The 20,809-nt window shown below is 69.6% G+C and carries 12 protein-coding genes; 3 read left to right on the forward strand and 9 right to left on the reverse strand.

The annotated features are described in order from the left end of the window. Positions 1 to 38: 38 nt before the first annotated feature. Genes OXI49_09175 through OXI49_09185 form a run of 3 tightly spaced genes read right to left on the reverse strand, consistent with a single transcriptional unit; the run spans position 39 to position 4,651 of the window. Entirely contained in the window at positions 39 to 1,373 is a 1,335-nt protein-coding gene (locus OXI49_09175) for a hypothetical protein (GenBank protein MDE2690669.1), read from the reverse strand. After that, entirely contained in the window at positions 1,370 to 2,377 is a 1,008-nt protein-coding gene (gene miaA, locus OXI49_09180; GenBank protein ID MDE2690670.1) for a tRNA (adenosine(37)-N6)-dimethylallyltransferase MiaA, read from the reverse strand. Before miaA ends, OXI49_09175 begins: the two co-directional genes overlap by 4 nt. 27 nt (positions 2,378 to 2,404) lie before the next feature. After that, a complete protein-coding gene (locus tag OXI49_09185; GenBank protein ID MDE2690671.1) occupies positions 2,405 to 4,651 on the reverse strand; it encodes a DNA internalization-related competence protein ComEC/Rec2 in 2,247 nt (748 codons plus the stop codon). A 155-nt stretch (positions 4,652 to 4,806) separates the two neighbouring features. Between OXI49_09185 and dnaE the strand changes: the two genes are divergently transcribed. Together dnaE and OXI49_09195 are read left to right on the forward strand one after the other, a co-directional pair. Beyond that, positions 4,807 to 8,616 (forward strand): DNA polymerase III subunit alpha, encoded by a 3,810-nt coding sequence (gene dnaE, locus OXI49_09190; protein MDE2690672.1) that lies wholly within the window; start codon positions 4,807 to 4,809, stop codon positions 8,614 to 8,616. Next, positions 8,574 to 10,040 (forward strand): hypothetical protein, encoded by a 1,467-nt coding sequence (locus OXI49_09195; protein ID MDE2690673.1) that lies wholly within the window; start codon positions 8,574 to 8,576, stop codon positions 10,038 to 10,040. Before dnaE ends, OXI49_09195 begins: the two co-directional genes overlap by 43 nt. Here the strand turns inward: OXI49_09195 and OXI49_09200 are convergent. Further along, positions 10,037 to 13,246, reverse strand: a complete 3,210-nt coding sequence (locus OXI49_09200) for a c-type cytochrome (GenBank protein MDE2690674.1) — start codon at positions 13,244 to 13,246, stop codon at positions 10,037 to 10,039. The two genes, OXI49_09195 and OXI49_09200, sit on opposite strands and share 4 nt — an antisense overlap. Continuing rightward, a complete protein-coding gene (locus tag OXI49_09205; protein ID MDE2690675.1) occupies positions 13,212 to 14,315 on the reverse strand; it encodes a hypothetical protein in 1,104 nt (367 codons plus the stop codon). Before OXI49_09205 ends, OXI49_09200 begins: the two co-directional genes overlap by 35 nt. Positions 14,316 to 14,497: 182 nt before the next feature. Here OXI49_09205 and OXI49_09210 point away from each other — a divergent pair, with 182 nt between their 5' ends. After that, positions 14,498 to 14,995, forward strand: coding sequence for a peroxiredoxin (locus OXI49_09210; GenBank protein MDE2690676.1), 498 nt, complete (start codon positions 14,498 to 14,500; stop codon positions 14,993 to 14,995). 109 nt (positions 14,996 to 15,104) lie between these two features. Here OXI49_09210 and OXI49_09215 read toward each other — a convergent pair whose 3' ends face one another. The 4 genes from OXI49_09215 to OXI49_09230 are packed head-to-tail and all read right to left on the reverse strand — an operon-like array spanning position 15,105 to position 20,798. Next, entirely contained in the window at positions 15,105 to 15,560 is a 456-nt protein-coding gene (locus OXI49_09215; GenBank protein MDE2690677.1) for a VOC family protein, read from the reverse strand. Between the two features lie 58 nt (positions 15,561 to 15,618). Further along, a complete protein-coding gene (locus OXI49_09220; protein ID MDE2690678.1) occupies positions 15,619 to 17,286 on the reverse strand; it encodes a VWA domain-containing protein in 1,668 nt (555 codons plus the stop codon). A gap of 15 nt (positions 17,287 to 17,301) precedes the next feature. Continuing rightward, entirely contained in the window at positions 17,302 to 18,987 is a 1,686-nt protein-coding gene (locus OXI49_09225) for a VWA domain-containing protein (protein MDE2690679.1), read from the reverse strand. A gap of 38 nt (positions 18,988 to 19,025) precedes the next feature. After that, entirely contained in the window at positions 19,026 to 20,798 is a 1,773-nt protein-coding gene (locus OXI49_09230) for a VWA domain-containing protein (GenBank protein MDE2690680.1), read from the reverse strand. Positions 20,799 to 20,809: the final 11 nt, after the last annotated feature.

Consider the following 20,809-nt stretch of genomic DNA (forward strand, 5'->3'; position numbering starts at 1 on the left):
GATCGGCACGGCGGGTTCGACGTTGCCGATCGACGACGTTACTGAATCAGATGCAGCGTCCGGCGCAGTGCTTCCACCGCCTCCGGCCCCGAGATCGCCCGTTCAGGGCGGCAATCCGCCTGTTCCGAGATAAGCCGGCAGCGCAGGGCAGCCTCACACACGACGTCCACGTCGTCCGCGGCCGGCCCGCCCGCCTCGCCGACGCAGGCCGCACCGCCGCCGACCCGGCCCGGCATCCGGAGCAGCGCGGCCAGTGCCGGACCGCGCCGCATGTAGTTGTTCGGCCCGAAGCGGCGCACCGCCGCGTCCGCCGGCTCCATCAGTCCCAGGTTGAGGAGCCGCGCGATCTCGCGACGATGCGGATGCTCCAGGATGTCGCTGACGATCACCGTGGTGCCGGCCGGCCCGGTTCGGATGCCAGGCACGAGCCAGGCCGTGAGCGCCGCGAAGTCGCCGCGCAGGAGGCTCGAGGCCTCGAAGAGCTCACGCACGCTCTCCGGCAGCAGCCTGGTTCGCCAGGTGAAGCGAGCCGCGGCCAGACCCGCAGCGATCTCGCTGTTGCCGGGATGCCGTTGGGCGAGCTCTTCGTACAGCTCGAGTCCCCGGCGGGCGTCGCCCGCCTCGAGTTCCAGCGCCGCCTGGCGATGGAGCACGTCCAGCGAGTCGTTGCCGGCCGCAACGAGTTCGCGCGTCGCCGCCAGTTCGGCGCCGGTGTCCCCCCGCGCCAACGCCAGGCGCCGGCCCAGGTCGAGGGCCGCCGGGTAGCCCGGCGCCCAGACGCGCAGGGTCTCGAGCGCCGTTCCGGCGTCCGCAAGTCCGCCGCCATCGATGGCCGCGGCGATCCGGCCGCTCAACTCTGCAACGGCCTCGTTCTTGAGCGCCCCGGCGCGCTCCGCCGCGACCTCGTCGAAGGCCGCGATGCTCCGGTAGGCCCGATAGGCGGCGACCGCGTGACCGGTCCGTTCCGCCGCCCGCGCATAGACGAGCTGACCCGCCGTGTAGCCAGGACGAGCCGCCAGCGGCGCCGCCAGGAGGTCGACCGCCAGCGCGTTCTCACCGGCCGCGAAGTGGGTCTGGGCCAGCAACACTGAGGCCGGCAACAGCGTCGGGTCGATGCCGAGCAGCGTCTCCGCGCTGGTACGGGCTACCTCGACCTCGCCGCGCCTCAGCGCCGCCGACGCGCCAGCCAGCTCGTAGCGGCTCTGCTCCGGGATGTTGCCGTCGTAGCCGAGAAGCGGTTCACGAAGGAAAGAGCGAACGCCGGTGTCGAGCTCAGTGATCTCAGGTGGCGCTTCGACAATGGCGGTCGTCACGCAGGCAACGCCCCACAGGCAGGCGACGAGCAGCGCCGCCATGCGGCCCGCGGCGCTCACGGCGCCGCCTCGAACGGCCGGTCGTCGATCAGCGCTTCGACGATCCGCCTCCGCGCCCGCTCCGGGTCGCCGGTTGCCGCCGCGTCGATCCACCAGACCTGCGACTCCTTCCGGAACCACGTCTCCTGTCGCTTGGCGTAGCGGCGCGTCGCCTGGACCGTTTCCTCCAAGGCCTGCTCCAGCGTCAAGTTCCCATCAAGGTGATCGGCAAGCTGCCGGTAGCCGATGGCCTGGAACGCCGGCAACTCCCCGAGGGAGCAACCGCCACGCCCGCGCGCATGTTCCGGGAGATAAGTATCCCGCAGGCGCTCGACCTCGGCCAGCCAGCCGCGCTCCAGCATGCGTCTGGCCCGTTTCTCCACGGCATCGTACAGAACCGCTCTCGGCAGGGTCAATCCGACCTTCAGCAGCCTTCGATCGAGCCGGCCCTCCGTGCCCCGGCGCTGCCACTCGGTGAGCGGCCGGCCGGTTGCCCTCACCACCTCGAGCGCGCGCAGCACACGCTGCGTATCGCCCGGGGCAAGCGTTTCGGCGCCCTCCGGATCCACTTCCCGCAGCTCCCGGACGAGCCTGCAGAGTCCATGGGAGCGAAGGTCCGCCCGCAAGGCCTCGCGCACTTCCGCGCCGACCGGCGGCACCGGCGCCAGCCCTTCGAACAGCGCGCGCAGGTAGAAGCCGCTGCCGCCCACCAGGACCGGCAGCGCCCCGCGCGCTTCGATCTCCTCTACCGCCACCGCCGCGCGTCGCGCGAACGCCCCGGCCGAGAACGCCTGGTGCGGCTCGATGACGTCGATCAAGTGGTGGCGAACCCGAGTCCGCTCTCTCGGTCCGGGCTTCGCCGTGCCGATCGTGATTCCCCGATAGGCCTGCAGCGCGTCGGCGCTGATCAACTCGACGTTGAGACCCCGTTCGGCAAGGTCGGCGGCCAACGCCATCGCGAACGCGCTCTTGCCGGTGGCGGTCGGACCGAGGACAGCGATCACCTGCCAGGGAGGCGAGGACATCGTTGCAGGATAGCTCCGGCGTCGACCCTACTCCGCCTGGCGCCGCGGCCAGGCCGCGACCCGCACGACCGGGCGCCGGCCGCCGGAACCGTCGCGGCGGAAGCGAACCTCGATCCGTCCGTGGAGGTCCGTCCGAAGAACCCGGACTCCGCGGTCCTCCATCCGTGACACGACCTCCGGCGAGGGATGGCCGTACGGGTTGCGTCGGCCGGCCGACACGAGGCCCAGGCGCGGCCTCACCGACGCCAGCAGCCCGGGACCGGTCGAGGTCTGGCTGCCGTGATGCCCAACCTTCAGCACGTCGCTTCGGAGCGGGATCCCGTAGAGCCGAGCCCGGGCGAGAAGTTCCCGCTCGCCCGCGAGATCGACATCCCCGGTCAGCAACGCGCAGGACCGGTCGACGCACGCCCGTACGACCATCGACGCGGAGTTGCCGCCGTCCGCGCGGTCCGGCGGAGGATGGAGGACCTCCAGGCTCCAGGCCCCGAACTGGCCGCTTTCACCCTGCCCCACTCCACGCACGCGCCGGCCCAGGCGGTCGGCGAGGGCTCGCCCGCATCCGTCGCGAAGTTCAACCGGCACCGCCCACAGCCGCTCGATCCTCAGGTAGTACGTCAACTCGAGCAGTCCCCGGCAGTGGTCCGAATCGCCGTGCGAGAGGATCGCCAGGTCGATCCGTTGAACCCCTTCCGCCGCGAGAGCCTGAAGCAGCGCCGCCTCCGCGAAGTTGCCCCGCCGGTAGCCGCCGCCGTCCACCAGGATCACGGGGCCTCGCTCGCCGCTCCGCAGCAGGATCGCCTCCCCCTGGCCCACGTCGAGCATCGCCAGGCTCGGTTCGTCCCCCGGCAGCGCCGGAGTGCAAACCAGAACCAGCGCCAACGCCCACAGGGCGCGCCGGAACCCGGACACCAGGACGCCGAGCCAGATCGCGAGCGCCAGCGCGGCGACCAGATCGACGCTCAAGGGCAAGGCCAGCCAGGAGCCCGCCGGCAGGTGTGCGAGCGACGCGAACGGCAGGGTGAGAAGGTCGAGAAGCGCCTGGAGCAAGCGAGCACCGGGTCCCAGGATCTCCCCCAGTACGGGAACCGAGGCCGCGAACGCCAGACCGACCCAGGCCATCGAGACGCCGAGCGTGACGGCGGTGAGCGGTACGAAGGCCAGGTTGAGCAACGGCGAGAACGGCGTCAGCAGGCCGATCTCGAAGGCGGTAGCTGGCAGGGTGGCGAGTTGAGCAGCGATCGTCGCCGCCAGACCGACCATCAGGGCCTCCGGGCCGGCCATCGTCGGCCGCGCCTGTCCGGCGAAGGCAGGACGCCGCCACCACCTCAGCAGTCGGGGCGCCAACACCAGAATGCCGGCGGTAGCCAGGAAGCTGAGCTGGAAGCCCAGATCGAATGCGGCAGGCGGATCGAAAGCCAGGATGACGAGGAGCGCGGCGGAGAGAGAGTTGAGTGCCTGAGGCGGACGCTCGACGGACAGCGACAGGATGACGAGCAGCGCCATCACCGACGCGCGGAGCAGCGATGGCCTTGGACCGACGAGGCAGCCATAGAAGAGCAGCACCGCAACCGCGCCGACCGCCGCGACCCGGCTCGGGAGCGCACCCGTGAGCCACCACAAGCCGCCCAGGAGCAGTCCGACGTGAAGACCCGAAACGGCAAGCAGGTGAGACAGGCCGGCTCGACGGAGCCCCGTCCGCCACTCGGGCGGCACCCGCCGCGCGTCGCCGAACACGAGTGCCCGGGCCAGCAGGGCGCCAGGCCCCGGCGTCTCGTCGAGCGGGCGCAGTAGGCGCTGCCGCAGTTTGGCAGCGACCCGAAGGCCCCACGCCGTCGCTCCTCCCATCGGCTTGATCAGCCCCAGGCTCTTCACGTTGAGCCCCCAGTCGCCCGGCCGCGACCGGTTCAGGTTGCGATACGCCGGCCTCCGGCTGAAGTACCCGCGCACGCGAAGCCGTCGCTCGGGCGGCGGCGACCCCTCGCCGCGCAACCGGAGCCAGGCGCGCTCCGGTCCGGCAACCGGCCTCCCCGCCTGTTCCACCGCGTGGACGTCAACTCGTGCCGTCCACCCTTCGTCGGTACGCTGCCAGGCCGCGGCGCCAAGAACGGGCACGACGACATCCACCGTGACCGCCCGCTCCGGGTCGAAGGAGAGAAGCTCCCCTCGCTCCCTGCCGGCCGCGAGGATCACCAGCACGAACAGCGCGGCCAGGGGCAGGAGCGGCGCCCGGGCCAGCGCCGTACTCCAGTCGACAGAGGTCGAGGCCGCGGCCACACTGACTAGGACGCAAGAGAACGCCGCGAAGCCGTTTGGCGGCCAGTTCCACACCCGCTTGCGTCGGCCTGCCGCCGGTGAGAAGCTAGGCGCTGTCTCCGCCCGGGGCGGACCGGTTCGAGGTTCCGGCCGCGGCGTGGACTCATCACCCGCGCATGGCACCGGACTTCGTCCACCTTCACCTCCATTCCGAGTACTCGCTGCTCGATGGAGGCAACCGGATGGAGTCCCTGGTGGACCGGATCGCCGGCCTCGGCATGGACGCGGTCGCCCTCACCGACCACGGCAACCTGTTCGGCGCCGTCGCCTTCTACGAGGCCTGTCGGAAGAAGGGCGTCAAGCCCATCCTGGGGATCGAGGCGTACGTGGCGCCCGACATCAGGACGGAGACGTCCGACCGCCGGTTCAAGGAGACCCAGGGCGTCGCCGACGGCGGCTTCCACCTGGTGCTGCTGGCTCGCAACGAAGCGGGCTGGCGCAACCTGGTCAAGCTCTCGTCCGACAGTTACATCGAAGGCTTCTACTACAAGCCCCGCATGGACAAGGGAACGCTCGAGCGGTGGAACGAGGGCCTGATCGCGATCAATGGCCACCTCGGCTCCTCCCTCGCCTACCACCTGAGAAAGCACATCGAAACCGGGGGCGACGATCACTACGAGAGGGCCCGGCAGGAAGCCGAGTGGCACCGGCGCACCTTCCCGTCCGATGAGGCCGGCGAGCCCTGCTTCTACCTCGAACTGCAGCGCCACGACACGCGTGAGCAGGAAGAGGTCAACGAGCAGATCCTGCACCTAGCTTCGGACCTCGACCTGCCCGTCGTCTGCGACAACGATTCGCACTTCCTCACTGCCGAGGACTGGGACAGCCACGACACGCTGATCTGCGTTTCGACGAGCAAGTCGAAGCAGCAGGAGGACCGCCTCCACTACCCGAGGGACCTCTACGTCAAGAGCCCCGAGCAGATGGCCGAGCTCTTCGGCGCGCCGGAGACGGTCGACGCCCTGGTGAACACCCGGCGCATCGCCGACCGCTGCAACGTCGAACTCGACTTCTCCGCCAATCACGCGCCGCTGGTGCGCGTCGAGCGCCTGGAGCCTCCTCCACCGGCGGCGGGAACGGCAGAGCCGGAACCGGGCAGCGGGGCCTGGTTCGACCGCTTCTGCGCCGGCTACCGCGTCGAGCCGCTGGCCGAGCAGCCGGGCGAAGAGGAGCTGGACGCCCTCCATGCCGACTGTGACCGGGCGCTGCGCGAACTCAGCGAGGCCGGCCTCGTCTGGCGCTACGGCGACCGGGTCGAGGACGCGCACCGCCGCCGTCTCGACCATGAACTCTCGGTCCTCGCCGTCAAGCGGATCAGCGCCTACTTCCTGATCGTCTGGGACTTCGTGAACGAAGCCAGGAAGCGCGACATCCCGGCCACAGCGCGCGGCTCGGGCGTCGGCACGATGGTCGGCTACACGCTCGGGCTCTCGCACGCCTGCCCGGTGCGTTACGGCCTGCTGTTCGAGCGCTTCACCGACCCTGACCGCAGCGAGTACCCGGACATCGACATCGACCTCTGCCAGGACGGCCGGGCCGAGATCCTCGAGTACGTCCGCGAGAAGTACGGCTACGTCGCCCAGATCATCACCTTCGGCACGATGAAGGCGCGCGCCGCGATCCGCGACGTCGGACGCGTGCACGAGCTCCCGCTCGCCCAGGTCGACCGCATCTCGAAGCTGATTGGCGCCGAACTCGGTGTCACGATCGAGCAGGCCCTGGGTCGCGAGAAGGAACTGAAGGAGCTTTACGAGAGCGACGAACAGGTCCGCGAAGTCATCGACACGGCCCAGGAACTCGAGGGGATCACCCGGCACAGCGGCGTCCACGCGGCCGGGCTGGTCATCGCGACCCAGCCCCTCGAGAACCTGGTGCCGCTGGCCACCAGCCGCACCCAGGGCTCGAAGGACGTGCTGGTGACCCAGTGGGACGGGCCCACGGTCGAGAAGATGGGCCTGCTCAAGATGGACTTTCTGGGGCTGACGACCCTGTCCATCATCGAGCGTTGCCGCCAGCTCGTGCGCGAGACCCTGCCGCCCGGCGCGATCGCCGAAGCGGTTCCAACCTGCCCCGAGGGCCGGCACCCACTCGACCTCGACCACATCGACCTCGCCGACCCCACGGTCCTGCAGGTCTTTTCCAGCGCCGACACCGCCGGTACGTTCCAGTTCGAATCGGAGGGTATGCGCAACCTGCTGCTGCAGATGAAGCCCGACCGGCTCGAGGACCTGGTGGCCGCCAACGCCCTCTTCCGTCCCGGGCCGATGGCGTTGATCCCGAGGTACTGCGACCGCAAGCACGGCCGCGAGGAGACCCCCCAGGTCCACGAGATCGTCGACCGGCACACGGCCGACACCCACGGCATCATGGTCTACCAGGAACAGGTCATGCAGATCGTCCACGAACTGGGCGACGTGCCGCTCCGCGAGGCGTACACGCTGATCAAGGCGATCAGCAAGAAGAGCCGCAAGACGATCAACGCGGCCCGCCAGCGCTTCGTCGCCGGCGCGCTGGCAAAGGGACTCCCGAAGCAGCAGGCGACCAGACTGTTCGGGCTGATCGAGGAGTTCGCGGGCTACGGCTTCAACAAGTCCCACTCGGTCGGCTACACCCTGCTCGCGTACCAGACGGCGTACCTCAAGACCTGGTTCCCGGTCCAGTACATGGCGGCCGTCCTCACCTATGCCGCCGACAGCACGGACAAGCTGGTCCACTACGTCGACGAGTGCGCGCGCGTGAAGCTCCCCGGCGGCCGCCGTGGCATCGACGTCGGAGCGCCCGACATCGACCGCTCCGGCGTCCGCTTCCATGTCGTGTTCGAGCCCGGGGAGGAGCAGGCAAGCGGCAACGGACACATCCGCTTTGGCCTGTCGGCGGTCAAGGGCGTCGGCGAGAAGGCGGTGCGGGCGATCCTCGAGGCGCGCGAGGAAGGCGGCCGCTTCCGCAGCCTTTGGGACTTCTGCCGGCGCGTGCCGCTCCAGACCGTCAACCGCTCGACGATCGAGGCGCTGATCAAGTCCGGCGCCTTCGACGGCATCCACGGCAAGGACCAGCGTGCGGCGATGATCGATGCGCTGAGCGCCGCGGTCAAGGCCGGGCAGCGAGCGGCGGCCGACCGGGAGAGCGGCCAGGCCAGCCTCCTGTTCGGGGGCGGTTCGAAGGACTCGCCCGAGCCCGATGACGACGCCCGCCAGGAACTGCCGGCGGTGCCGCCATGGAGCGCCGGCGAACTGCTGGCGCACGAGAAGGAGGCGCTCGGGTTCTTCGCCTCCAGCCACCCCCTCGACGACCACCGCGACCTGCTCGAACGTTTCGGCAACGTGAACGTCGAGCAACTGAAGGCCTTGCCGGCCGACACGGAGGTCGTCCTGGGGGCGCTGCTCGGCTCGCTCCGCACCACCCGCACCCGGAAGGGACGCAATCCCGGCCAGAAGATGGCGATGATCCAGCTCGAGGACAAGAGCGCGCGCGTGGAGGGCGTGCTGTTCGCCGATGCCTACGCCGAGTACGAGGAACAGTTGGAGCGCGGCGCGGTGCTGTTCTTCACCGGGCGCGTCGACCGGCGGCGCGAAGAACCGAACCTGGTGGTCAGCAAGGTCGTGCCGGTCGAAGAGGCGCCGGTGAAACTCGCCCGCCGCCTGCGCATCCACCTCGACCTCCGGGGCGAGGCCCAAACCCGGGACGAGCCCCTGAACGAAGAGCTGGAACAACTGCGCGACCTGCTCGACAGGCGCCGCAGCCGGGGCAGGAACGGCGGCGTCGAGGTCGAATTCGAGCTGGAACTCCGGGACCGCACGGTACTCGCCGGTGCGAACGGCAGCCGCGCGCCCGTCGACGATGCCGTGACCTCCGAGATCGACGATCTGCTCGGTGATCGCGGCCATTGCCGCTACATCGGCGCACCGCCACCGCCTTCCCGGCCCTGAACCCACCAGAGATGACCCGCGAGCGGCGAAACATCGCCCTGGTGCTGACCGCGGTCCTGGCGGTCGGGCTGTTCGGTCACTGCCGGGGCAGCGGTTACCGGAACTTCTTCCGCCACGATCCCCGGCAGGCCCACGACTACGCTCTCGACCGGCGCGACGGCACGACCTGGGAGGTCCGCCTCGGCCGGGACGGCTTCGACTGGCCGGGCGAGGCACCGCGCCGAAACATCACAGCTCTGCTGGAGCTCCAGGCCAGGACCAGACCCCTGCTGCCGTCGCTATCCCCCAGCATCGAGTTCCGCGCGGACGGCCGGAGCTTCACCCAGTCCTTCGCGCCGCGCTCGACCGGCCGCCGCTACCTGAATGTCTCGCCCGCGGCGGGCGCCGACCGAATCGAGATGGTCGGCCGGCAGATCGGCTGGCAGCTCGGACCGACGCGCCTGGTCGTGTTCGAGAACCCGCCCATCGACGAGGCGACCCGCGTTCTCGTCGTCGCGCCCCACCCGGACGACGCCGAGATCGCCGCCTTCGGCCTCTATGCAACGACGCATTCCGACGTCGTCACCGTCACGGCGGGCGACTACGGCGGCATGAACTATGGCGGCCTTTTCCCTGACATCGGCGAGCACTACCGGATCAAGGGCTGGATGCGAACCTGGGACAGCCTGACGGTGCCCTTCCTGGGCGACGTTCCGTTCAATCGGGCGCGGAACCTGGGCTACTTCGACGGCACCCTCCGCCGCCTCTACGAGCAGCGGCCCGAGACTGTCGACTCGATCCTCGCCGACCTCGAGGAACCGGCCCACTTCCGCCGGCTGAACACGGAACCGCAACTGGCCACGCGGCCGTTCACGTCGACCTGGTCCGAACTCGTCGCGGACCTGCGCCGGGAGGTGGACTGGACGGGCGCCGAACTGATCGCGACGGCGAACCCGCTGCTCGACAGCCATCCGGACCACCAGTACGCGACCGTCGCCCTGATCGAGGCGATCGAACAGAACGGCTGGGACGGTCGCCTCCTCTTCTACACGAACCACGCGACCCGCGCCGAGCCCTATCCCCTGGGGCCGAACACCGCGCTCGAGTCACTGCCACCCTGGTTCGGCGACCCGATGCCCTTCGGCTCCATCCTGTCCTACCCGGTCGACGAGACGACCCGCCGGCTCAACTACCTGGCACTCGAGGCGATGCACGATCTCCGGCGGTTCGAGCACCGGGTCGTGACGCCGTTCTCCGAGCGCGCCCGCGGCCTCGCGACCGAAGCGTTCTGGCGGATCCTCGGCCGTCACGACAAGCTCCCCGGCTATCTCTACGACTACCTCCGCCGCGGACCGAGGCCGAACGAGATCTACCTCGTGCTGGACCGGGACCAGGCGGTCCGGCTGAAAGAGCGATTCCTCGAGATCGAGGCGGCGCGGCGCTAGCGATTCAGAAACGCGAGCAGGTCCGCCATGTCGGCGGGTTCGAGGCCCGCTTCGAGCTCCTCCGGCATCATGGACAGACTGTCGCTGCGGACCTCCCGGACTCGTTCGGCGGGCACTTCGACCAGAAGGTCTTCGGCCGCCCGCAGGACGATCCCGCCGCCGGCGCTCTCGGCCAGAAGACCCGAGTGGACCTCGCCGTCCGTCGTCTCGACCACGTAGTTCACGTAGGCGGCGTCGACCGCCGCGTTCGGGTCCAGGATGTCGTGCAGAAGGGTCTCCGCACTCTTGCGGCCGACGCCGGACAGGTCCGGGCCCGGGCCACTGCCGGCGCCGCCGCTCCGGTGGCAACGGGCGCAGAGTTCGTGGAACAGGGCTTCTCCCCTATTCGGATCGCCGTCGAGCTGGAGCGCCGGCCGCATTGCCTCGATCGCCTCGGCACGGGTAACGACGCCGGCATCGTCGAACAGGGCCCGCGCCCGCCGGCGGATCTCCTGGTCGGGCGAGCGCAGCAAAAAGCGCCGCCGCTCCAGAATGAAGTTCATCTCCCCGAGCCCGATGCGTCCGCTCTCGAGCGCGTCGAGAAGAGCCCCGTGCCGGCTCCGGCTTCGGATCAGGTAGCTGCCCGCATCGCGCCGGGCGTCCGGTCCCAGGTACGACCAGCGTTCGACCAGGTACGCCGTGACCGCCCCCTCGTCCGCCGACGCCAGCTCCGCCATCGCCGCTCGCTGCACCCGTCGGGGCTGGTCCGCGTCGAGCAGGGCACCCATTCGCTCCAGCCACGTTTCTCCGACCGGGACCGTCTCGGCGACTCGAGTTTCGGCGGTGTCGGCGGCTTCCGGGCAGCGCGGGACGACCTCTTCCGACGCCGCCGGCCAGTGCCGGCGTAGACCGAAGAGAGCCACCGCCTCAAGCCTCTCCTCCAGGCCACCGGCCGGGTTCGCGGCCCGCACGCCGGCACAGTCGAGAAGACCGACTTCTGCAGGAGACGCCTCGGCCCCCAAAGCCGCACTCAGGCGCCAGGCGGAGGCCGCGAGGACGTCGTCGCCGGATTGCCGCAGGCGCCGCAACGGACCGGCCAGGGCTGAGTCGTCGACCGTTCGGTCTCCCTCGCCGGTGGCCGCGGCCGTCAGGCCGGCGAGCAGGGCGTCGCCAACCCCGGAACGGCCTTCAGCGGAGGCGGACAGGGCCCGGAGCACCGGCTCGCCCGCCATCAGCTCGCCCAACCGTTCCGCGGGCAGCAGAGTCGCGACCCGTTCGACGACTTCGCCGTCGGCGACGCCCGAGGTCAGCAACAGCTCGAGCGAACGGACCGGATCTACGGCGAGGACGGAGGCCGCGGCGAGCCGGAGCCAACGCTGCCCGGTTGCCGACTCCGCCGGCACCGGCGCCTCCTCTGCCGCGGATGTGACTCCGGCCACCACCGCCGACATCGTCGCGCCCCGAAGCGGCGCCTCGCCCCCGACCTCCGACCGGAGGAGCATCCCGGACGTCAGCATCGCCTGGAGACGCACGGCCGGATCGGGATCGCCGATCAGGGCCACGACCCGGGGCACGAGGGGCATCAGCGGACTGGCGGGCGCGTCGTCCCGAAGCGTCTCCTCAAAGGCCAGCACGGCGTTGCGCCGAAGCTCCGGGCCGGGGTCGTCGAGCGCGGCCTCGAGCGACTCCCGGTCGAGTTCACCGAAGCCGCTCAGGGTCCAGAGCGCGTGCAGTCTCCCGAGCGGCTGCGCGTTCTCCAGCATCTCCCGCAGGTCCCCGACGAGCGCCTCAGGCGGGGCCGCCGCGAACTCCTCGACCAGTAGCCGCTGCGCGGCAAGGCGCCGCCACCGGTTCGGGTGAGACAACGCATCGAGCAGGTCCGCAGGGCGCGAGCGGTCGAAACCCGCGAAGTCTTCGAACGCAGCCGGCAGTCCACGGGCAGGCACGATCCGGAAGATGCGGCCCCGATCGCCACCTTCGTAGAGGTCGAGTTCCGCCTCCATCGGGTCGGGAATCCACTCCGGGTGTTCAACGACGGCGCGATGCATGTCGAGGACGTAGAGGGCGCCGTCAGGCCCCACCGTCAGGTTGACCGGCCGAAACAGCGGGTCGGTCGAGGCCAGGAATTCGACTCCGGGCCGACCCCTGACCGCCTCCGCCGCCGCGCCGGCCGTGTCGACGACCGCGCGATGAACCACGTTCGCGGACGGGTCGGCGATGAACACCTGGGTTCCCTGTTCCTCCAGGCCGACGCCGTCGAACGCGCCGCCGGCATACACGGTGACCGAACACGCGGCCGAGAAGCTCCTGGACTGCTCCGGGTGGTTCGGGCGCGTCTGCCGCACGCCGATCGGAAACAGCTCGGCCGGACCACCCTCCGGAGGCGCCGCCAGTCGCAGGCGGCCGTCCTGCCAGGCCGCCGGCAGCGGCTCGAGGTAGCGGCGCGGAATGACGACCTGGCTGAGGTGGTCCAGGTTGTGGGTGCCGAAGACGCGGCCCCAGGGACCGAAGGTCATGCCGAAGCCGCCGGCGCCACGACCGGTGCGCTCGAAGCGCCGGGCGCCGAAGTCGACCCGGAAGTCGTCCTGCCCGATGTCCTCTTCCGCGCGCGGCAATCCAACCTCGTCCGGCGATTCCGGCCAGAAGACGCGGGCGCCGTTGCCACCGTTGACGCCGTAGATCCAGTTGTCCAGGCCGTAGCGGAGCGCGTTCACGTTGTGCTGGGGGTTGCCTTCGGCGAAGCCGCTCAGAAGCACGTCCCGGCGGTCCGCCCTGCCGTCGCCGTCCGTGTCCTCCAGGTACACGATGTGCGGCGGCGCCGCCACCAGCAGCCCCCGGCGCCACGGCAGGATCGAATCCGCCATGCCGAGATCGTCCGCGAACAACCGGCGGTGGTCCCACGTTCCGTCGCCGTCGCGGTCGGCGAGTTCGACGATTCGGGCCGGCCGCTCCATGTCGGGGTAGCCCGGCAGTTCGAGGACGAAAGCCCGCCCCCTTTCGTCGAAGGCAAGGTCGATCGGATCGACCGTGACCGGCTCGGCGGCCGCGAGTTCGAGCGCGAACGCCGGGTGAAGCTCGAAGCCCGACGGCACGCCATCGAGCACCGGCCCGTTGGACCTCGGCCCAGCGCAGCCGGCGACCACCAGTGCGGCGGCCGCCAGCGCCAGGCCGGCCGACCGGCCCTCCGGAACGCTACTCGCCGCCGCCGCCGGCCGCGGCGGCCGCATCGGCCTCGAGCAGCCGGGCGCCGCGCATGATGTTGCCCATCGCATAGTTGCCTTCGTGGCAGGCGTACTCGTAGACCCTGCCATCCGCGGCCGGCCACGGGAACTCGCCGCTCCAGGCTTTCTCCCAGGTCGTCGGATCCTCGACCGTGAAGCTGTAGTTCAGCGTGTCTTCATCGATCCGGCTGAAGCGCTCGGTGACCTTGAGGCTTTCGCCGGCGCCGTAGGTGTACATGCCGGGTTTCTTGCCGAAGTTCCTCGTCTCGACCACCAGAGTGTCACCGTCCCAGCGACCCACGGAGTCACCCATGTAGGCCGTCATGCCGTCCCGCAGGTGGGCGCCGCCGATCCGGATGATCCGGGCGTCGTGGATCATCTCGGCCAGGATCATCACGTAGTCCTCGGTCTGCACCACCCGCTTCAGGTTGTTGTAGGCGGTAGGCAGCATCGGCGGGCCGGAGGTCGAACCGAATCCGAGGATGCACCGCTCGCCGAGCGGACGCTGCTCGATGTCGTCGTACGGACCCGGTCCGTCGTTCTCGAGCCACCAGGCGGTGCCGGTGTTTTCGCGGAAGAGCGTGAAGAACGCCATCCTCTTCTGCTGCGCCTCCGGCGTCATCTCCGGCAGGCGGCCGTTGGGCGGATCGAAGACGAGAGACGTGCGGAACCGGCCGTCGATCGAGATCGAGCGGCTGCCGTAGTCGAGCCAGAAGTCGTTGTAGCCGCCGACGTTGCCCGCGGCGCCCGGGGAGCCGTCGCCGCCCGGCGGCGGCGCCTCCCGGGTCGGGTCGCTCGCCTCGAGGTCGGCGGCCCGGCGGTCGGCGACCGTCCGCGCGATCTCTTCGGCCTCTTCCGGGGACAGATACAGATTGTCCCCGAACTTGGGATCGCGCTCGAGTGGCGTCAGCGTCGCGATGTCGTAGACGCCGGTGAGATCCGGTCGTCCGCTCGCCGTCCGCGGAATGTCGCCGGCGCCGTCCGCGGCGGACAGGGCGGCGGGCAGCAGCAGCACCGCACCCGACAGTGCGGCGGCGCCCGCGGGGGAAGCGATGCGGTGTCCAATCGTCTTCATGATCTGCTCGACCTCGTCTTCATCATCTGCTCAACTCCCTCCTGGAAGGTCGGCTGCAGCGAGCTGCCAGTCTAAGCTACACTCCCGCCGCCACGACCACCAAGCGCAACGCCGTCCGGAGTTCGAAGAGTAGGGCGGTACCGAGAACGGAGAACCCCATGAGATGCCTCGTGCCCGCCGCAATGCTCGCTAGCGCCGTCACGCTCGCCTCGGCGAGTGCCGGCGCCGCGAACCTCGCCGTCGGCGACGCCGCGCCGGACTTCACCCTGCCGAGCACCGACGGCAGCCAGGTGACCCTGTCCTCCTTCGCCGGCCAGAAAAACGTCGTCCTGGCCTTCTTCCCCAAGGCCTTCACCGCCGGCTGAACGATGGAAATGAAGGGATACCAGGCTGGTATCTCCGACTTCACGGGCAGTGATTCCATCGTGTTCGGCATCAGCACCGACGTGCTGGACGAAAACAAGCGGTTCGCCGAGGAGCTGGAGCTCGACTTCGCGCTCCTGAGCGACGCCGGCGGCGAAGTCGCCAAGCAGTACGGCGGCATGATGGAGCGATTCCCCACGGCCGCCAACCGCGTCACCTACGTGGTCGGCAAGGACGGGAAGATCGCCTACATCGGCGAAGGCGCCGAAGCAATGAACCCGGCCGGCGCGAAGGACGCCTGCCTGGGCCTGGACTAGCAGCATCTCGCCGCGGAACGCGGCGTAGCAAGTCTGCGGCGAGAGGCCGCCGGTCAGGACGGGATGGGCCGAAACGCGGCGCTTGCGACGGGTTTCGGGGCTGCGGCAATCAGGCCTGCGCGGCGCTGAGGGCCGCTTCGACGCGGGGCTGGTACAGCTCGACCCGGTTCCCGTCTCCGTCCAGGATCCACGCGAACAGGGCGTAGCCCTCGTCGTCCGTGCGAAGGGGCTCGACGCCCCGCTCAGCGAGGTGTGCCAGCAGGGCGGCGAGGTCCCGAACGCGCAGGTTGACCATGAACGGCTGATCGCCGTACATGTCGCCCTGCCCCACGCCCTCGTTGCGGGCCATCCGTGGCACCGGACGCTTCGCCTTCATGATCGCGAACGTCGTGTCCATGACCCACGCGGGATCCTCCGGGTCCGCGGCCACGTAGCGGACGTAGAAGGCCCCGAACTCTTCGCTGCCTTCGAACTCGATGCCGAGGTGCTCCGTGTACCAGTCGGCGAGCCGTTTCGGGTCCTCGCTGAACACGAAGGCGCCGCCAACGCCATCGATCAGGCTCATGGCGAGCCGCCGTCCGGATTCGGCCCCATCAAGGGGCAGCCAACGCCATCGATCAGGCTCATGGCGAGCCGCCCGTCGTCGTCGGGTCCATCCGCGACCTGACCTGCGTCCGCACACTGACGGTCTGGCGGCTCACCGGGTCGTGCACCGAAACCAGGAGATCGTGAGGCCTACGGCGCAGGGTCAGGACGGTGTCGTATGACACGACCGCATCCGGCGCCGGCTGTGTCCCGCCGGCCAGGTTGAGCGGAATGACCGGCATCCGCGCCTGCTGTCCGTTCCGGTCGACGACGGCGAAGCGGAGTTCAAGCCGGGCCAGGAACCGATCCTCGAAGGGAAACACCGGGAAGTAGCCCACCGGGATGTAGACGGTCACCGGCACCAGCATCTTGCGGCGAAACGGCCCGGTCGGTTCCGGCTCGCCGACCTCCACGCGCAGCACCGGTTCTCCGTGGGTACGGGTTTCCTCGGGGAACAGTAGCCGGCCCTGCGTCTCCATGTCGGCTTCGGCCCGGCGCGAGAGGTCGACGTAGCCGCTGCGCGAACGGACCCGCAGGCCGGGCCGCCGGAGCTCAACCCGCACCTCGTGCGCCCGATCGTCGCGGCGGTACTCAGGCACGAAGCCGAGCCAGTAGTAGTTCGAGGTGTCTTCACTGACCCTCCGGAGCGCTCCGAGGTTCGCCCCGGCCACGTAGGCCCTGCCGCCCGTCTGCTCCGCGATCTGCCGCAGGTTCTGCCAGCGCATCAGACTCGGCCGCTTCTGCTGATCCACCGGATAGACGGTGTAGCCGAGGACGTTCGCGGTGTCGATCAGCGCGTCGAGGATGCTCCAGTCCGAGCGGAGTCCGATTCCCTGACTCGCCAGCCGAAACGAGCCGACCGGCCAGTCGCCCGCCAACAGCAGGAGCACCTTCCGACCTTCCGGCACGTCGAGCGACCGCATCGTCGAGCTGACGGCGGTGACGGAGAACTCGAGATCCCGCGCCAGGCTCTCGGCCCGCGCTTCGCTCGCCGCGCTCGGCAGGTCCATCGCCGCGAACGGCAGGTCGGCGGCTACGGAGGTGAGGTCTTCGTCGAAGCGGGCGCCCGGCGCCAGACCGCCCTCCGCGTTCCGGGCGAAGCGCGACTGGTCGATCAGCCGCGGCGACCTCAGCAGACCTCCGAAGGAACGGCCGCTTTCGAGTTCCGCCAGCGCGGCGCGGGTCCGCCGGCGGTCCGTCGTGAACGGGCTGAGAACCTGCAGCCGGCGGCGGCTCTGCACGACGACCGCGACCTGATCCCGCAGACCGAGGTTCGCCAACTGGTTGCCGAACCCGCGGACAACGGGCCGCCTGAACGTGACGTGAGTGTGGTCGTCGTCGACGAACAGGAGGTAGTTCGTCGGCACCGAATCGCCCTCGCCGATCGCCGGCGGCACCTCGCCTCCGCGCGACTCCACCGCCCTGTTCTCCAGGATCTCGGTGAAGTAGTCGACCCCCACCTCCAGGTCGTCCACGAAGATCCGGAAATCGTCGGCGTCGAGCCCATGCACTCGGTTGCCCGACCGATCCTCGACCACCACCTCCAGGTTGACCACCCGGACGTCGATCTCCTCGCCGAAGAAGAGATCGGGAGCCGGTTCGTCCGACTGCCCGGACGGCGGCTGCGCTACAGCCGTCTGCGTCCAGGCGAGGATCAGAGCAGCCGCGAGTACGAGTGAAGACCTGGGGGAGTTGGAGTAACCCACGCGCAGCCGATTCTGTCAGGGATTCGGCTCGACCCTTTGCGGCGCCACCCGCATGCGCGCGCTGGCGGTCTCTCGCGACAGTGGATCGTGCACGGTGACCACCACGTCGTGGAACAACCGGCGCAGAGACAGGGACGTCCGGTACAACACGACATCGTCCGCGGCCGGTAGGGAAGCGCCGCCGAGGCGCAGGTGCTGCACCGGTGCACCGGTCCGCCGACCCACGCGGTCGACGGCGGCGAAGCGAACTTCGAGGTCCTGCACGAACTGCCCGTCGTAAGGCAGTGCCGGGAACCTGCCCACCGGCAGGTAGACCGTGATCGGAACGTTCATCCTGCTTCGTTTCACGCTTTCCGCTGCTCCGACCTCGACCAGCAGCGGACCGCCGCCCGGCTTTGCTTCCGCCGGAAACAGGAGCTCGCGCAGAGCTTCCATGCCGGCTTCCCCGCGCCGGGACAGGTCCAGGTAGCCGCGGCGGGACCGGACCCGCAGGCGCGGCCGCTTGACCTCGACCCGGACGTCGTGCGCCCGGTCGTCGCGCACGTATCCGGGCACGAAACCCAGCCAGTAGTAGTGCGACGTGTCGGCGTTGACGATCTCCAGGGCCTTGACGTTGCTCCCCGCCATGAACGCCCTGCCGCCCGTGCCGTGCGCGACGTAGCGCATGTTGGCCCAAAGCCATCCGCCGGGGCCGCCCTGCTGGTCCACGGGATAGACGGTGTATCCGAGCAGGTTCGCCGTGTCGATCAGAGCGTCCAGGAGGTGGAGATCCGTCGACTTTCCGATGCTGGCCAGCCCAAGGTCCCCCGAGGGCCAGCTTCCCGCAAGCAGCAGGAGCACCTTGCGACCCTCCGGAGGGTCGAGAGCCCGCATCGTCGAAACGACCGCGTCGACGGAGAACTGCATGTCCCGGAACTGCATGTCGGGAGCCACCCAACCGCCAAGTCCAAACGTCCGGATACCCTGGGGACCGAGCGGAGCGAAGGTGGCTATACCCCTGCCCGGCCATCGAGCCTCAGGGTCCAGTGAGCCCTCGCCGGCGTAGGACTCCGCTTGCGCCAACTCCTCCGAATCGATCTCGCCCCGAATCGACGCGGCCGACACGGAGTCCCGGGAGGAAACGGCGTCTCCGCCTCCGGGCAAGCCATGATCGTCGGCAAGCCGCAGGCGCCGTTGGGTGCGCAGAAAGCCACCGAAGCGGCCGCCCTTGTCGAGGTCACCGAGGGCCCTGCGGGTCGCCTCACGGTCCGTAGTAAACGCACTCAGGATCTCCAGTTGGCGCCCGCTCTGGACGACAACCGCGACCTGGTCGCCCGCAGGCAGCTCCGCCAGCCGGTCCCGAAAGCCAAGCAGCACCGGTCGCCGGAGGACCACCTGAGAGTGGTCGTCATCAACGAAGAGGACGTAGTTCGTGGCAACGGTTTCTCCGGCTCCGATCGAAGGCGGACTGCCCGACCTGCCGCTGGCTACGGCCCGCTTGCCTCGGACTTCGGTGAAGTACTCGATAGCTACCTCGTCTCCGTCGACGAGAAGCCGGAAATCGTCGCTGTCGAGCCCGGTCACCCGCTCGCCGGCACGGTTCTCGACCACGACCTCCAGGTTGATCACCCGGACGTCGATCTCCTCGCCAAAGAGCAGCTCGGCCTGCGGTACGCCCGTCTGCTGAGCCGCCGCCGGCCAGCCGAAGCCCAGTACGAGCACAAGGGCTGCGAGCGGGCTACGGATGGTCCGGGTTCCCGTCAGGGCTTCACCTCGATACGGGCGCTCGCCGTCTGGCGCGACACGGGATCGTGGACCATGACGACCACGGTATGAGGCAGATGCCGCATCTCCAGGTCGGCGCGGAACCAGTGCACGCTGTCCTGGGAAGGAGCGGCGTCGTGACGCAGGTCGAGAGGAATCGCCGGCTGTTCCGCCCGCCAGCCGTCGCGATCGATGGTGGCGAAGCGCACTTCCAACCGCTGGACGTACCGGCCGTCCCAAGGTACCGCCGTGAAGCTCCCGACCGGGATTTCGACATCGACCGGAACGCTCATTCGCTTCCCGCGCAGGGACGTGGCGGTGCCGGTTCTCACCCTCAGCCCGATTTCGTCCGCTTCCCGCTGCCGCGGAAACAGGAGATGCCGTTGAGCCTCCATGTCGGCTTCTGCGACTCGCGACAGGTCCAGGTATCCCCGGCGAGCCCGCAGCTGGACGCCGCGGGCTCGTACCCGGACTTCGATGTCGTGTACGCGATCGTCGCGCCGGTACTCCGGCACGAAACCCAGCCAGTAGTAGTTCGACGTGTCGCTGGCGACCAGCTCGAGAGCCGAGATGTTGCTCCCAGCCATGAAGGCCAAGCCGCCCGTGTCGCGCGCGACGTAGCGCAGGTTCTGCCACAGCCTCGTGTTCGGCGAACCGGTCTGCTGGTCCATGGGATAGATCGTGTAACCCAACAGGTTCGCAGTGTCGATCAGACCGTCCAGTAACTCGAGATCGGTCCGCAGCCCGGCACCCGGACCGGAGGGCCGAAACTCCCCGGTCGGCCAGTATCCCGGCAGAAGCAGAAGCACCTTGCGTCCCTCGGGCGGATCGAGCGCCCGCATCGCCGAGACCACGGCATCGACCGACAGGCTCAGATCCTGCTCGAGGATCGAGCCTCTCGCTTCCTGCTCGAAACTGTCGGGCTTCATGCCGGCGAACACAAGGTCGGACGCCACGATCTCCCCTGCGGCGCCCAGGCTCTCGGCAACGACCGTCCGGCTGTCCAACGGCCCGACTGTTCCCGTTTCCCCGTCAAAGTAGTCCGTCACGCCTCCGCCGTGGCGAGCGAGGTCCGCCGCTGCCTCGGACGCCCAGCTCTGCGGCCCGGCATCGCGGAAGTACGCGGCCGTTCCGCCACGACCTCCGGTGAATGTCCTGAGGACTCGCCGGGAATCCAGCAGGCCGCGAAAACGTCGACCCCGATCGAGCTTCCCGAGTGCGGCCAGGGTCGCCTCGCGGTCCGTCGTGAACGGACTCAGGAGCTCCAGGCGCCCGTCGTTCTGCACGACGACGGCCACCCGGTCGGCCGGATCCAGTAGGCCGAGCCTGTCCGCGAACCCCCGCAACACGGGCCGCCTCTGGGCCACCAGAGTGCGCTCGTCGTCCACGAAGAGGAGGAAGTTCGTGGCGACGACATCGCTCTCGCCCACGGCCGGCGGCGTCTCGGCGCCGGACGTCGACCGCGCACGCCCCTGCGAGACCTCGGTGAAGTACTCGACATCGACCTCCTCACCGTCTACCAGCACCTGGAAGTCGTCCGCCATGAGCCCCGGGACGCGGCGTCCCTCACCGTCCTCGGCGACGACCTCGAGGTTGACCACCCGGACGTCGATCTCCTCGCCGAAAGCGACCTCAGATGAGGACGATGCGTCCGGCTCCTGGGCTCCCGCGGGATACCCGAACGCCAAGGCCGCCGCGAGGACGGCCAGCAAAGCCCGACAGGAGTCTCTCCTGCCGCAGAGCCGCGGATGGAGGTTCACGATTGTCATGCCTGTCCCCT

Source organism: Acidobacteriota bacterium (genome assembly GCA_028875725.1).
In the GTDB taxonomy this organism is placed as follows: Bacteria; Acidobacteriota; Thermoanaerobaculia; order Multivoradales; family Multivoraceae; genus Multivorans.